This window comes from Enterobacter cloacae complex sp. P15RS (genome assembly GCF_014895905.1).
Classification (GTDB): domain Bacteria; phylum Pseudomonadota; class Gammaproteobacteria; order Enterobacterales; family Enterobacteriaceae; genus Enterobacter; species Enterobacter quasihormaechei.
On sequence record NZ_JADBQL010000008.1, the window covers coordinates 26,333 to 39,524 of the forward strand.

13 protein-coding genes are annotated in these 13,192 nt (G+C 55.4%); 7 read left to right on the forward strand and 6 right to left on the reverse strand.

What is annotated here, in order from left to right; all coding sequences use genetic code 11:
- Positions 1 to 2: 2 nt before the first annotated feature.
- On the reverse strand, positions 3 to 929 hold the full coding sequence (gene aaeR / locus IM267_RS05715) for an HTH-type transcriptional activator AaeR (RefSeq protein WP_063451001.1): 927 nt from the start codon (positions 927 to 929) through the stop codon (positions 3 to 5).
- A 179-nt stretch (positions 930 to 1,108) separates the two neighbouring features.
- On the opposite strand from aaeR, the gene aaeX reads away from it, so the two are divergent.
- From aaeX to IM267_RS05740, 5 genes are all read left to right on the forward strand, one after another.
- Entirely contained in the window at positions 1,109 to 1,312 is a 204-nt protein-coding gene (gene aaeX, locus IM267_RS05720; protein ID WP_193032983.1) for a p-hydroxybenzoic acid efflux pump operon protein AaeX, read from the forward strand.
- Between the two features lie 7 nt (positions 1,313 to 1,319).
- On the forward strand, positions 1,320 to 2,252 hold the full coding sequence (gene aaeA, locus IM267_RS05725) for a p-hydroxybenzoic acid efflux pump subunit AaeA (protein WP_193032984.1): 933 nt from the start codon (positions 1,320 to 1,322) through the stop codon (positions 2,250 to 2,252).
- Positions 2,253 to 2,257: 5 nt separating this feature from the next.
- The gene (aaeB, locus tag IM267_RS05730) at positions 2,258 to 4,225 is read left to right on the forward strand and encodes a p-hydroxybenzoic acid efflux pump subunit AaeB (RefSeq protein WP_193032985.1); all 1,968 of its coding nucleotides are present in this window, start codon (positions 2,258 to 2,260) and stop codon (positions 4,223 to 4,225) included.
- An 86-nt stretch (positions 4,226 to 4,311) separates the two neighbouring features.
- On the forward strand, positions 4,312 to 5,766 hold the full coding sequence (locus tag IM267_RS05735; RefSeq protein WP_112791870.1) for an NAD-dependent succinate-semialdehyde dehydrogenase: 1,455 nt from the start codon (positions 4,312 to 4,314) through the stop codon (positions 5,764 to 5,766).
- A gap of 45 nt (positions 5,767 to 5,811) precedes the next feature.
- Positions 5,812 to 6,087: a barstar family protein gene (locus IM267_RS05740; RefSeq protein ID WP_063451004.1), complete on the forward strand. Its 276-nt coding sequence runs from the start codon at positions 5,812 to 5,814 to the stop codon at positions 6,085 to 6,087.
- A 56-nt stretch (positions 6,088 to 6,143) separates the two neighbouring features.
- On the opposite strand, the gene yhcN is transcribed toward IM267_RS05740, so the two are convergent.
- Together yhcN and argR are read right to left on the reverse strand one after the other, a co-directional pair.
- Positions 6,144 to 6,407 carry a peroxide/acid stress response protein YhcN gene (gene yhcN / locus IM267_RS05745; protein ID WP_063451005.1) on the reverse strand — a complete coding sequence of 88 codons (264 nt, stop codon included), beginning with the start codon at positions 6,405 to 6,407 and terminating at the stop codon, positions 6,144 to 6,146.
- A gap of 378 nt (positions 6,408 to 6,785) precedes the next feature.
- On the reverse strand, positions 6,786 to 7,256 hold the full coding sequence (gene argR / locus IM267_RS05750) for a transcriptional regulator ArgR (protein ID WP_003860428.1): 471 nt from the start codon (positions 7,254 to 7,256) through the stop codon (positions 6,786 to 6,788).
- 397 nt (positions 7,257 to 7,653) lie between these two features.
- Here argR and mdh point away from each other — a divergent pair, with 397 nt between their 5' ends.
- Positions 7,654 to 8,592, forward strand: a complete 939-nt coding sequence (mdh, locus tag IM267_RS05755) for a malate dehydrogenase (protein ID WP_006812159.1) — start codon at positions 7,654 to 7,656, stop codon at positions 8,590 to 8,592.
- 87 nt (positions 8,593 to 8,679) lie between these two features.
- Here mdh and degS read toward each other — a convergent pair whose 3' ends face one another.
- From degS to zapG, 3 genes are all read right to left on the reverse strand, one after another.
- Positions 8,680 to 9,747 (reverse strand): outer membrane-stress sensor serine endopeptidase DegS, encoded by a 1,068-nt coding sequence (gene degS / locus IM267_RS05760; RefSeq protein ID WP_193032986.1) that lies wholly within the window; start codon positions 9,745 to 9,747, stop codon positions 8,680 to 8,682.
- 92 nt (positions 9,748 to 9,839) lie between these two features.
- Positions 9,840 to 11,207: a serine endoprotease DegQ gene (gene degQ / locus IM267_RS05765; protein WP_107534001.1), complete on the reverse strand. Its 1,368-nt coding sequence runs from the start codon at positions 11,205 to 11,207 to the stop codon at positions 9,840 to 9,842.
- Between the two features lie 170 nt (positions 11,208 to 11,377).
- Positions 11,378 to 11,776, reverse strand: coding sequence for a Z-ring associated protein ZapG (gene zapG, locus IM267_RS05770; RefSeq protein ID WP_003860432.1), 399 nt, complete (start codon positions 11,774 to 11,776; stop codon positions 11,378 to 11,380).
- Positions 11,777 to 11,965: 189 nt separating this feature from the next.
- Here zapG and zapE point away from each other — a divergent pair, with 189 nt between their 5' ends.
- Positions 11,966 to 13,090, forward strand: a complete 1,125-nt coding sequence (zapE, locus tag IM267_RS05775; protein ID WP_193032987.1) for a cell division protein ZapE — start codon at positions 11,966 to 11,968, stop codon at positions 13,088 to 13,090.
- Positions 13,091 to 13,192 lie beyond the last annotated feature (102 nt).

Genomic DNA, 13,192 nt, shown 5'->3' on the forward strand with positions numbered 1-13,192 from the left:
GCCTACTCTTTCCTTCTTCCCCGCATGCCCTGAAACAGCTCCGCCACTTCCACAAAATAGTCCGTCAGATAGTTAATACAGACCTGCACCTTCAGCGGCAGCTTGTCCTTTTCGGTATACAGCGCGTACACCGGGCGCGGATCCGACTGGTAGCGCGGGAACAGGATCTCCAGCTCGCCGCTGTTGATCTCGTTGATCACCCACATCAGCGGCACGTAGGCGATACCGGCCCCGGCCACCAGCCAGCGCGAGATGGTCATCGGATCGTTGGTCACGAAGCGGCCTTCAGGCAGCAGCCGGGTGGAAAGCCCTTCCGGCGCGATCAGCTCAAATTCGTTATCCGGGCGCACGCTGTATTCCAGCCACGAGTGGTTGCTCAGGTCGGCGGGTTTTTCCGGCACGCCATACTGTGCCAGGTAGCTCTTTGAGGCGCAGACCACCATCGGCATGCTGCCCAGCCGACGCGAGAACAGGCTCGAGTCCTGCAAGGCGCCAACGCGGATCACCACGTCTAACCCATCGGCAATCAGGTCCGGTGCGGGAATACCCGTCACCAGATTGACGGTTAAGCCAGGATACTCTTTCAGCATTTCCGCCGTCATGGCAGCGAGAACATTTTGTGCCATAGTTGAAGAACACCCGATGCGCAGCGTGCCGATAGGGGTGTTATTAAAGGCATAAAGCTGCTCGTGAACATCCTGCACCTCATGCAGCATTCGACGGCAGCCCTGATAGTAAATTTTACCCGCTTCCGTCAGCCCGATGCTGCGGGTACTGCGGTTGAGCAGCTTCACCTGAAGCTCGTCTTCCAGTTTTGACACCGTCTGGCTAATGGATGAGACGCTCATTTGTAGCTGACGTGCTGCGGCGGTAAAAGAGCCTTGTTCGACAACTTTGGCAAACACCGACATGCGTTTTAGTCGTTCCATTATTCACTCTGGCTTAAAAGTGATTTAGATCACATATGATAGATAACAGCATAACAGTTACGTTAATATACTATTAATTACATAACGGCTGCGCCACTCTCGCCCGGCATTTCTTGCCCTCCTGCGGCGGCGCGAGCTTAACAATCCAGTAGCCTGCACTCTCTATAATCAAGGTCAACATGAGTCTGTTTCCCGTTATCGTGGTGTTCGGTCTGTCGTTCCCACCGATATTTTTCGAGCTTCTTTTATCACTGGCGACCTTCTGGCTGGTGCGCAAGGTGCTGGTCCCTACCGGGATTTATGATTTCGTCTGGCATCCTGCATTGTTTAATACCGCGCTGTATTGCTGCCTGTTCTATTTAATATCGCGCATGTTTGTCTGAGGTTGATGTGAAAACGCTAACAAGAAAAATCTCCCGCACTGCCGTCACTATGGCGCTGGTCATCCTGGCGTTCATCGCTATTTTTCGCGCCTGGGTCTATTACACCGAATCGCCGTGGACGCGCGACGCGCGTTTCAGCGCGGAGGTGGTCGCGATAGCGCCCGATGTTGCCGGTCTTATTACGGCGGTGAACGTTCACGATAACCAGCTGGTGAAGAAAGATCAGGTGCTGTTCACCATTGACCAGCCGCGCTATCAAAAAGCCCTTGAAGAAGCAGAAGCCGACGTGGCGTATTACAACGCGCTGGCCTCTGAAAAACGCCGTGAAGCAGGACGCCGTAACAAGCTGGGCATCCAGGCCATGTCCAGAGAAGAGATTGACCAGTCCAATAACGTGCTGCAAACCGTGCTGCACCAGCTGGCAAAAGCTCAGGCGACGCGCGATCTGGCGAAGCTCGATCTGGAACGTACCGTGATCCGCGCTCCGTCCGATGGCTGGGTGACTAACCTTAACGTCTATGCCGGTGAGTTTATCACGCGCGGCTCAACCGCCGTGGCGCTGGTGAAACAAAACTCCTTCTACGTCCTCGCCTATATGGAAGAGACCAAGCTGGAAGGCGTGCGTCCGGGCTATCGCGCCGAAATCACGCCGCTCGGCAGCAACCGTGTCCTGAAAGGGACCGTGGACAGCGTTGCCGCGGGGGTGACCAACTCCAGCAGTACGGTTGATAACAAAGGGATGGCGACCGTCGATTCCAACCTTGAGTGGGTTCGCCTGGCGCAGCGCGTACCGGTGCGCATTCGTCTGGACGAGCAGCAGAGCAACCTCTGGCCCGCAGGCACCACGGCGACGGTGGTGATCACCGGTGAAAAAGACCGTGATGCCAGCCAGGACTCCATCTTCCGTCAAATCGCCCATCGCCTGCGCGAGTTTGGTTGATCGCTATGGGCATTTTTTCCATCGCCAGCCAGCACATCCGCTTCGCCGTGAAGCTGGCATGCGCCATTGTGCTGGCGCTGTTTGTTGGCTTCCATTTCCAGCTTGAAACGCCGCGCTGGGCCGTTCTGACCGCCGCGATTGTCGCCGCCGGTCCCGCCTTCGCGGCGGGTGGCGAACCCTATTCCGGGGCCATCCGCTATCGCGGGATGCTGCGTATTATCGGGACCTTTATCGGCTGTATCGCCGCCCTGACCATTATCATCCTGATGATCCGCACGCCGCTGCTGATGCTGATCGTGTGCTGTATCTGGGCGGGTTTTTGTACCTGGGTCTCCTCCCTGGTGAAGGTTGAGAACTCGTACGCCTGGGGCCTGGCGGGATATACCGCGCTGATTATTATCATCACCATCCAGACCGATCCGCTGCTCGCCCCGCAGTTCGCCGTGGAACGTTGCAGCGAGATTGTGATTGGTATCGTCTGTGCGATTGTCGCCGATCTGCTTTTCTCTCCGCGTTCTATTAAGCAGGAAGTGGATCGTGAGCTGGACGCGCTGATCGTTGCCCAGTACCAGCTCATGCAGCTGTGCATTAAGCACGGCGACAGCGAAGAGGTCGACAAGGCCTGGAGCGGGCTGGTGCGCCGCACGCAGGCGCTGGAAGGGATGCGCAGTAACCTCAACATGGAGTCTTCCCGCTGGGAGCGCGCCAATCGTCGTCTGAAAGCGATCAATACTGTCTCGTTAACGCTGATCACCCAGGCGTGTGAAACCTACCTGATTCAGAACACTCGCCCCGAAGCGGTAACGGATACCTTCCGCGAACTGTTTGATGAGCCTGTGGAGACGGTGCAGGACGTGCATCGACAGCTTAAACGCATGCGCCGCGTGATTGGCTGGACGGGAGAGCGTGACACGCCAGTCACCATTTATACCTGGGTTGGCGCCGCAACGCGCTACCTGCTTCTGAAACGCGGCGTGATTGGCAACACTAAAATCAGTGCGGCGGAAGAAGAGGTGTTACAGGGCGAAGTGGTCATTAAACCGGAATCCGCCGAGCGGCATCATGCGATGGTCAACTTCTGGCGCACCACGCTGGCCTGTATACTCGGCACGCTGTTCTGGCTGTGGACCGGCTGGACGTCCGGTAGCGGCGCGATGGTGATGATTGCCGTCGTGACCGCGCTGGCAATGCGTCTGCCCAACCCGCGCATGGTCGCTATCGATTTCCTGTACGGTACCATTGCGGCGTTACCGATTGGCGCGCTCTATTTCCTGGTGATTATCCCCTCGACACAGCAAAGCATGCTTTTGCTCTGCATCAGCCTGGCGGTAATGGCGTTCTTTATCGGGATAGAGGTACAAAAACGCCGACTGGGATCGTTAGGCGCTCTGGCGAGTACGATTAACATCATTGTGCTGGATAACCCGATGACCTTCCATTTTAGCCAGTTCCTGGACAGCGCATTAGGCCAGCTGGTGGGCTGTTTCCTGGCGATGATGGTCATCCTGCTGGTGCGGGATAACTCCCGGGCGCGGACAGGGCGTGTGCTGCTGAATCAGTTTGTGTCGGCCGCCGTTTCGTCCCTGACCACCAATACCGCACGACGCAAGGAGAACCACCTGCCGGCTCTTTATCAGCAGCTGTTCCTGTTGCTGAACAAATTCCCGGGCGATGTCGCCCGTTTCCGCCTGGCATTGACCATGATTATCGCGCACCAGCGCCTGCGGAACGCACCGGTGCCGATTAACGACGATTTGTCCGCCTTCCACCGCCAGCTACGGCGCACGGCGGACCACGTGATATCGGCATCCAGCGATGACAAACATCGCCGCTACTTTAAGCAACTGCTGGAAGAGCTGGATATCTACCAGGAAAAACTGCGGATCTGGGAAGCGCCGCCGCAGGTTACCGAGCCGGTTGAGCGGCTGGTATTTATGCTGCACCGCTACCAGAACGCGCTGACGGACAGCTGATGAAGAGAAAACCGACGCCAAAAGCGTCGGTTTTTTTGTGGCTATACTTAATCCTGTAGGTTCAAACATTCAGGAAGGGAGGACACATGACAACCCAGGCTCTTCAGGACAGTACGCTTTTTCAGACCGGGTATCTGGTTAACGGTATCTGGAAAACACTCGACACCACGTTTGATGTGCTAAACCCGGCCACGGGCGAGGTCATTGCAAAAGTAGCGAAAGCAGGTAAAGCCGAAACCGAAGAGGCTATTGCGGCCGCGACGAAAGCCTTTCCCGCATGGCGCGCAAAAACGGCAAAAGAGCGTTCTGCGATCCTCTATCGCTGGTATGAACTGATTATTGAGAATAAAAGCTGGCTCGGAAGGCTGATGACCACCGAGCAGGGCAAGCCGCTGAAAGAAGCTGAGGGCGAAGTAGAGTATGCCGCCAGCTTCATTCAGTGGTTTGCCGAGCAGGCCAAGCGTGCCAACGGCGAAATTATCCCTCCGGTTAAACCCGGCTCCCGTATCCTGGCCACCCGGGAGCCTGTCGGGGTGGTTGCCGCTATTACGCCATGGAACTTCCCGATGGCCATGCTCACCCGTAAGCTCGGCCCGGCGCTGGCAGCGGGGTGTACCGGCGTGATCAAACCTGCAAACAACACGCCGCTGAGCGCCTTTGCGCTGCTGACGCTGGCGAAGCAGGCCGGCGTGCCGGATGGTGTGCTGAATGCGGTCGCGGGGAGCACCTCTGAAATTAGCGACGCCATTATGGCCAGCCATGACGTGCGCAAAATCTCGTTTACCGGTTCAACCGCCGTCGGGAAAACGCTGGTCCGCAATTCCGCAGACACCATGAAAAAGGTGTCGATGGAGCTGGGCGGCAATGCGCCGTATATCGTTTTTGAGGACGCGGACATTGAGGCCGCCGTTAAAGGCGCCATCGCCAATAAGTTCCGTAACGCCGGGCAGGTCTGCGTCAGCGTAAACCGTTTCTATATTCAGGAGACGGTCTACGACAAGTTTGTCAATCAGCTTGCTGATGCGGTGAAGGCGCTGAAGGTGGGTAATGGCCTGGACGAGGGCGTGGTTGTCGGCCCGCTGATTGAGCCTTCGGCTGTCGATAAAGTCCGTGAGCACGTCGAAGATGCAGTAGCGAAGGGCGCCACGGTGTTGGCCGGCGGTAAACCGCATGAGCTTGGCGGTAACTTCTGGATGCCCACCGTCCTCGGTGACTGCCATGAAGGCATGAAGCTGGCGGAAGAGGAGACCTTCGGACCTGTTGCCGCCTGCTTCCGCTTCACATCGGAAGACGAAGTTGTGATGCGTGCGAACAATACGCCTTATGGGCTGGCAGCCTACTTCTATACCCAGAATCTGTCGCGCGTGTTCCGCGTCTCACAGGCCATTGAGAGCGGCATGATCGGGATTAATGAATGTGCGGTATCGACCGAACTGGGCCCGTTTGGGGGAGTAAAAGAGTCCGGGCTGGGACGCGAGGGGTCCGTGCTGGGGCTGGAGGAGTTTCTGGAAGTTAAAACCCTGCATATCGGGGGATTATAATAGACAGGGCGGCATCTGCCGCCCGCCTGTACCGGGTGGCTGGCAATGAAAATTTATACCTTTGATTTTGACGAAATTGATAGTCAGGAAGACTTCTACCGCGAGTTTATTCGGGCGTTCGACCTGGAGCGGGACAGCGTAAGCAACCTTGATATGCTGTGGGATGTGGTGACCGGCGACAGGCTGCCGTTACCGCTGGAAATCGAGTTTACCCATCTGCCTGAAAAGCTGCGCAGACGCTTTGGCGCACTGATTTTATTGTTTGATGAAGCGGAGGAGGAGCTGGAAGGGCAACTGCGTTTCAATGTGCGTCAGTCATAAAAAAGCCCCTGACCGGGAGGTCAGGGGCAAGTCGTATGATGAGATACGACGAGGGTTTATTTGTACAGTTCAGCCGTAGCGTGCCAGTGGTCGCCGCTGCGTGCTTCAATTACGCGATAGGATGATGCACCTTGTTCTTCCGCTTTTTTGTTCAGCATGTCGTGCATGTCCATTGGAGATGCGCCGATGGCACCAACAGAAACCGTCCCGATAGCCTGACGGGATTGTGCCTGTTCGGCATTAATGGCGTCGGCCGCAAACGCACCGAATGACAGGACAGAGAGTACGCTCAGGGCAGCAACAGTGTTTTTAATTTTCATGATCGGTTACCTCGTCAATTATTCTACTGGGGTCTTTGTTCTGTGACCCTCATCACAAAATCAAGTATACACTAATCACGCAAAAAATTAATACCAGACTAATGGTTTCCCTTGTTATTACGTATTAAAAAAATCGATTTTTATAACGGGAGTGCATAAAAAAGGACCTGGCAAGGCGATATTTGTCCATTTTTGTATTTAAAATCATATTGATAGATGAATTTGATTTTTAGTGCGATTTTGCAGCAAATCATCCACTGGCTGAATGTTAACAGGCGGTAAAAAGCACTATTTGCAAAAGCAGCAGGCAGTGGAAAGCAGGGTAAAACGAGGCAACAGCAGAATGATCCCCGTAGCCGTGCGCTACGGGGCAGGCAATTACAGCTCCTGTTCGAACAGGACCAGAATCGCTTCGTAGAGGTCTTTCACCGAGAAACCATTTGCCGGGGTGGTAAAGATGGTGTCATCACCGGCGATAGTGCCGAGGATCCCCTCAGCTTTACCCAGCGAATCCAGCAGGCGAGCAATCAGCTGTGCGGCACCTGGGCTGGTGTGGATCACAACCACGGCATCGTTATAGTCGATGTCCAGAACCAGGTTCTTCAGCGGGCTGGAGGTTGTCGGGACGCCAAGTTCAGCAGGCAGGCAATAAACCATTTCCATTTTGGCGTTGCGCGTACGCACCGCACCAAACTTGGTTAACATGCGGGAGACCTTCGATTGGTTGATGTTATCGAAGCCTTGCTCCTGCAACGCCTGAACAATTTCTCCCTGAGAACTGAATTTCTCTTCTTTGAGCAGCGCTTTAAACGCCTTTACTAATTCTTCTTGCTTAGACGAGCTTCGCATAAGTCACCCGGAATATGACGAAAGAAACAACATTATTATGCATGTGGATGAATTTTTATGCAAATTATCTACCTGGGGCCAGGCTGAAATAATGTTATGAAAGGGAGTGATTTTATCAGATTTCGTTATCGGAAAACATGCCTGGGTCACGCCGCGCAAATAAGCTTAAAAGTAAATTAAATGTTATCAAAATGATGTTGTTTTGGTGGCGTGGCAGGGTGTATTGTAACCCCCTCTTAATACGTTGTTGCCCACAGCCTGATAGCATTCAGGTGAAGGCGAAAGACGTGCGACCTCAAATTCTTTAGCGATGAAAATTGTAATTAATGACGTGCTGAATTATGGTCGCCGCAACGGATTTACAGATACTTAAGTTAACCATAATAAGGAGTTTAGGATGAAAGTCGCAGTCCTCGGCGCTGCTGGTGGTATCGGCCAGGCGCTTGCCCTACTACTGAAAACCCAACTGCCTTCAGGCTCAGAACTCTCCCTGTACGATATTGCTCCGGTAACCCCAGGCGTGGCGGTTGACCTGAGCCACATCCCGACAGCTGTGAAAATCAAAGGCTTCTCCGGTGAAGATGCGCGTCCTGCGTTGCAGGGTGCCGACGTGGTGCTGATCTCCGCAGGTGTTGCACGTAAACCGGGTATGGACCGTTCAGATCTGTTCAACGTCAACGCGGGCATCGTGAAAAACCTGGTTCAGCAGATCGCTGAAACCTGCCCGAAAGCGTGCATCGGTATCATCACCAACCCGGTGAACACCACCGTTGCTATCGCAGCAGAAGTGCTGAAGAAAGCGGGCGTATACGACAAGAACAAACTGTTCGGCGTGACGACGCTGGATATCATCCGCTCCAATACCTTCGTGGCTGAGCTGAAAGGCAAGCAGCCAACGGAAGTGGAAGTGCCGGTTATCGGCGGTCACTCTGGCGTGACCATCCTGCCTCTGCTGTCGCAGATCCCGGGCGTGAGCTTCACCGAGCAGGAAGTGGCTGACCTGACTAAACGTATTCAGAACGCGGGCACCGAAGTGGTGGAAGCGAAGGCGGGTGGCGGGTCTGCAACCCTGTCTATGGGCCAGGCGGCGGCACGTTTCGGCCTGTCTCTGGTTCGCGCGTTGCAGGGCGAAAAAGACGTTGTTGAATGTGCCTATGTTGAAGGCGACGGTGAACACGCGCGTTTCTTCTCTCAGCCGCTGCTGCTGGGTAAAAACGGTGTTGAAGAGCGTAAGTCTATCGGCACGCTGAGCGCGTTTGAGCAAAACGCGATGGAAGGCATGCTGGATACGCTGAAGAAAGATATCACGCTGGGCGAAGAGTTCGTTAACAAGTAAAACGTCCTCTCCCATAGCAGGCCGGGTAAGCGTAAGCACCACCCGGCAAAAAAAACCGAAGCACAGGCTTCGGTTTTTTTATGGCCGTCAGTTAGTGGCCGGATATTCCTGAATGGTGACCTGAATCGTCAGCTTCTTATCATTGCGCATGACTTCAACAGGAATAATGGAGCCCGGTCGAATCTCGGCCACCTGGTCCATGGTTTCAAGCGCAGAGACTGCCGGCGTGCCGTTGACGGAGAGGATAACGTCGTTCACCTGGATGCCCGCATTGGCCGCCGGGCCGCCAGGCGCCACTTCGTTGACCACAATCCCCTGGATCTGATCGATACCCCCGCCCTGCGTATGCATCGGCGCGATTTCACGCCCGCCGATACCAATGTAACCGCGGATCACGCGGCCATCGCGGATCAGCTTGTCCATGATTTTGGTCGCCAGCTGGAACGGAATGGCAAAGCCAATTCCTTCCGGTGTTTCGCCGTCGTTGCTTTTGTCGAAGGAGAGGGTGTTAATGCCCATCAGTTCACCCAGGGAGTTCACCAGCGCGCCGCCGGAGTTACCGTGGTTGATCGAGGCATCGGTTTGCAGGAAGTTCTGTCGTCCTGACGGGTTCAGGCCAATTCGACCGGTCGCGCTGATGATCCCCTGCGTGATGGTCTGGCCCAGGTTGTACGGGTTACCGATCGCCAGCACCACATCGCCGATGTGCGGCGTTCGTTTGCGGTTTATCGGGATAGTCGGCAGACCGCCCGTGGCGTTGATCTTCAGGACCGCCAGATCGGTCAGGCTGTCCGACCCCACCAGCAGGGCTTCAAACACGCGGCCATCCTGCAAGGCGACGATAATCTGGTCGGCATCGTTAATGACGTGTTTATTGGTGATGATATAACCCCGGTCATCCATGATCACGCCGGAACCGAGCGTGCGGATCTCCAGCTGATTATGCGCGGAGCTGTTAAGCCCGCGGTTATAAACGTTAACCACGGCGGGGGCGGCACGGCGTACCGCCTGATTGTACGTCGCAGGCGTTTCATCCGTGCTGTCGAACTGGGGAGCCGACAGTTTGTTGAACTGGCGTAAAGATGGCAGAGCCACCAGCAGCAGACCGGCAACGATCAAACCAATGACAATTGAACGAAAGAGCTTTAAAAGCATGATGCGTGTGTCGTTAAAAAAGGAACGGTTTGCAGCATAACATGAGTTATCCGGACATCACACGCAGCGGCGATGCCCGGAGTCGCAAATGGTTAACGCAGTAAAATGTACAGAGTGTCGTTGCCACGGATAATTTGCAGGGCAATGACCGCCGGTTTACTCTCCAGCACCTTACGCATTTCCGCAATAGACTGCACGCGAGTGCGGTTCACGCCAATAATCACGTCGTCCTGATGTAAACCTGCCTGTGCGGCCGGGCTACTCTTCTCAACGTTAGTGACAGAAATGCCTTTCGTGCCGTTTTTAAGCTGACCGTCGCTCAGCGTAGCGCCCTGGAGCGCCGGGGAGATCTGTTCTGCACTGGCGGAAGAGGAGGTGCTCTTGTCCAGCGTCACTTCCACGGTCAGCGGTTTGCCCTCGCGGATCAGACCCAGCTTCACTTTAGCGCCAGGCTCCGTGGTGGCAATACGTGAACGTAATTCAGCAAAGCTGCTCAGCGGTTTATCGTTCAGGCTGACAATAACGTCGCCGGATTTCACGCCCGCCTTTGCAGAGCCTGAGTTGGGCAGCACTTCGCTGACAAACGCCCCGCGCTGGACGTTGAGCTTAAAGGCTTTGGCGATATCGGCGCTCATCTCCATGCCTTTAATGCCCAGCAGCCCGCGCTTAACCTCGCCAAACTGAATCAGCTGTTGAGACAGGGTTTTGGCCATGTTACTCGGAATGGCAAAACCAATCCCGATGCTGCCGCCGCCTGGCGCGAGTATCGCGGTGTTGATGCCGATCAGCTCACCGTTCAGGTTAAGCAGCGCACCGCCGGAGTTGCCCCGGTTGATGGAGGCGTCGGTCTGGATAAAGTTTTCCAGTCCTTCGAGATTCAGGCCGCTGCGCCCCAGGGCGGAGACAATCCCGGAGGTAGCGGTCTGGCCTAAGCCGAACGGGTTACCGACCGCGACGGCAAAATCACCGACGCGCAGCTTATCGGAATCGGCGATGGCGATCTGGGTCAGGTTGCTGGGGTTTTGCACCTGAAGCAGGGCAATATCACTCTGATCGTCACCGCCGATCAGTTTGGCGTCGAACTCCCGGCCATCGTTCAGCTGAACGCTGATTTTATCGGCCTGGCTGATCACGTGGTTATTGGTCAGGATATAGCCCTTAGCCGCGTCGATAATCACGCCCGAACCCAGTCCTTCAAACGGCTGAGCCTGCTGATCCGGCGCCTCTTCGCCAAAATATTTCTTCAGCTCTTCGGGGATGCGCTGGCTTTGTCGTGCGGTCCCTTCCACCTGCACGCTGACCACCGCCGGCAGGACTTTTTCAAGCATCGGCGCGAGGCTGGGAATGGCTTCTTGTCCGGGCACCTGCGAAGGCAGAGCCGCACTGGCAGGGAAGGAGGCCGAGAGAGATAACCCGACACTTAACGCTAAGGCGCTCAACAGCTGGTTTTTTTTCTTCATCGATGCTGACTCTCGTATCCTGGAATGAAAAAGAACGGCCCCAAAAACATCTTGATGTTATTGAATTTTCAACCGCTGAACAATGAGGTGATTGAGTAAATAATAGCTGGGGACGGGAAGAAAGGACGGGCGCATGAGGTGCGCCCGTAAAATTTATTCAGGTTTTGCGATTAATCGCGTTTTACACCACCGCGCAGCAGGCCGGACGCGCCGTCTGAATAGTCGCGTGGCATCTGAACCGGTGCCTGATCGTTACCGGCTTCAGAGTCCGCCAGACGATTGCGGAAGGGGTTGGTCTCTGCGGTCATTTCCGGCAGCAGGCTGCTGGAGCTTTTCGCCATGTGCTGATAGAGCTGGCGATAATCTGTCGCCATGTTGTCCAGCAGCTCGGCGCTACGGGCAAAGTGGCTGACCAGCTCTTCACGATATTCTTCCAGCTCGGCTTTGTTCTTTTCCAGTTCGTATTGCAGTGACTGCTGCTGACGCAATTTGCGGTTACCGAAACGCATGGCCACAGCACCGATGATGATGCCGACGACTAAACCGATTAGCGCATATTCCCAGGTCATGAACTTCTCCCGTTGTCTTGTTGTTCCGTAGGGTGTTGGCTCGGCTCCTGCCTGTGCCTGATTATGCCACTATAACCGCTATTTCCGCAGAAGTGGAATCCTGACGTATCATCGCGTAGTGTAGAACGGCCTTTTTTTCATCAGCCGCGCGCGCTGGTGAGGTTTAACTAAAGGAATAACAACAACATCATGCAAAACCTGTCCCCTTCATCGCGTTACCAACTGGCCCTGAGTGAGGGCACCCACCAGCCGGATGATGTCCAGCGTGAAGCGGTTAACCGCCTGAACACGATTTATCAGGAACTTCTGGCGAAACCCGCCGATGCGGCGCGGAGCAGCGGGCTGAAGGCGGCATTTGGCCGTTTGCTGGGTAAAAAAGAGCCGCCGGTAAACGCACCGGTTCGAGGCTTATATATGTGGGGCGGCGTTGGACGGGGTAAAACCTGGCTGATGGATATGTTTTACCAGAGCCTGCCCGGCACGCGTAAGCAGCGTCTGCACTTTCACCGTTTCATGCTGCGGGTTCATGAAGAGCTGACGGCGCTCCAGGGCGAAACCGACCCGCTTGAGATCGTGGCCGATCGCTTCAAGGCGGAAACGGACGTGCTCTGCTTCGACGAGTTCTTTGTTTCCGATATTACGGACGCCATGCTGCTGGGGGGGCTGATGAAAGCGCTGTTTGCGCGTGGGATCACCCTGGTGGCAACCTCAAATATCCCACCGGATGAGCTTTATCGCAATGGTCTCCAGCGGGCGCGTTTCCTGCCGGCCATTGATGCTATCAAACAGCATTGCGACATCATGAACGTCGATGCCGGTGTCGATTATCGTCTGCGCACGCTGACGCAGGCGCACCTGTGGCTTTCGCCGCTGAACGCCGACACCTCCCGCGAGATGGATAAACTGTGGCTGGCGCTGGCGGGTGCGCCGCGAGATAACGCCCCAGCGCTGGAGATTAACCATCGTCCGTTGCCGACGCTGGGCGTTGAGAACCAGACGCTGGCCGTCTCGTTTGCAACGCTCTGCGTGGATGCCCGCAGCCAGCATGACTACATTGCGCTGTCGCGTTTGTTCCATACCGTTATGTTGTGGGATGTGCCCGTCATGACCCCGCTCATGGAGAGCGAAGCGCGCCGCTTCATTGCGCTGGTAGATGAGTTTTACGAGCGCCACGTTAAGCTGGTGGTCAGCGCCGAAGTACCTTTATATGAGATTTATCAGGGCGAGCGCCTGAAGTTTGAGTTCCAGCGCTGCCTGTCGCGCCTGCAAGAGATGCAGAGCGAAGAGTACCTCAAGCGTGAGCATATGCCATAAATGCTACCCTCTCCTTGAGACGGGAACCATGTAGGCCGGGTTAGGCGCAGCCGCCACCCGGCATTTTCCACCGTCTCGAAAAACCCATTCCAAATCACATTT

Bases quoted from the DNA above. Each gene is read 5' to 3' on its own strand.
- aaeR (WP_063451001.1), bottom strand. From the start codon at position 929: ATGGAACGACTAAAACGCATGTCGGTGTTTGCCAAAGTTGTCGAACAA.
- argR (WP_003860428.1), bottom strand. From the start codon at position 7,256: ATGCGAAGCTCGTCTAAGCAAGAAGAATTAGTAAAGGCGTTTAAAGCG.
- mdh (WP_006812159.1), top strand. From the start codon at position 7,654: ATGAAAGTCGCAGTCCTCGGCGCTGCTGGTGGTATCGGCCAGGCGCTT.
- IM267_RS05735 (WP_112791870.1), top strand. From the start codon at position 4,312: ATGACAACCCAGGCTCTTCAGGACAGTACGCTTTTTCAGACCGGGTAT.
- IM267_RS05740 (WP_063451004.1), top strand. From the start codon at position 5,812: ATGAAAATTTATACCTTTGATTTTGACGAAATTGATAGTCAGGAAGAC.
- yhcN (WP_063451005.1), bottom strand. From the start codon at position 6,407: ATGAAAATTAAAAACACTGTTGCTGCCCTGAGCGTACTCTCTGTCCTG.
- zapE (WP_193032987.1), top strand. From the start codon at position 11,966: ATGCAAAACCTGTCCCCTTCATCGCGTTACCAACTGGCCCTGAGTGAG.
- zapG (WP_003860432.1), bottom strand. From the start codon at position 11,776: ATGACCTGGGAATATGCGCTAATCGGTTTAGTCGTCGGCATCATCATC.
- aaeB (WP_193032985.1), top strand. From the start codon at position 2,258: ATGGGCATTTTTTCCATCGCCAGCCAGCACATCCGCTTCGCCGTGAAG.
- degS (WP_193032986.1), bottom strand. From the start codon at position 9,747: ATGCTTTTAAAGCTCTTTCGTTCAATTGTCATTGGTTTGATCGTTGCC.
- degQ (WP_107534001.1), bottom strand. From the start codon at position 11,207: ATGAAGAAAAAAAACCAGCTGTTGAGCGCCTTAGCGTTAAGTGTCGGG.
- aaeX (WP_193032983.1), top strand. From the start codon at position 1,109: ATGAGTCTGTTTCCCGTTATCGTGGTGTTCGGTCTGTCGTTCCCACCG.